Annotated in this window: 1 protein-coding gene; it reads left to right on the top strand. The window is 24.0% G+C overall.

What is annotated here, in order from left to right:
* Positions 1-248: DUF6873 family GME fold protein (locus A500_RS20920; RefSeq protein ID WP_016209229.1), on the top strand; the 248-nt coding region annotated here is incomplete at its 5' end.
* Positions 249-317 lie beyond the last annotated feature (69 nt).

Genomic DNA, 317 nt, shown 5'->3' on the forward strand with positions numbered 1-317 from the left:
CTTTAATAAATTATGATTTTGATATATTACTACTTCCTCCTGGAGACATAATATTAGAAGGATTAGATTACGGTTTTATCGGTGGAAGTGGTGGTCTTATATCTAAAGATAAAATGGCCTTCTTTGGTAATTTAAAGTCATATATGTATGGTGAAAAAGTATTAAATTTTTTAAATAAATACGGAGTTTCACCTATTTATTTAAAAGATGGAAAACTTCAAGATAGAGGAAGTCTTTTAATTTTATAGTCTTTTATATAATACGTCTTATATACATAAATGTTTCTAATAATAGATTGATAATTTATTTATGATTTT

Origin of the sequence: Clostridium sartagoforme AAU1, from assembly GCF_000401215.1 — a bacterium.
Taxonomy (GTDB): domain Bacteria; phylum Bacillota; class Clostridia; order Clostridiales; family Clostridiaceae; genus Clostridium; species Clostridium sartagoforme.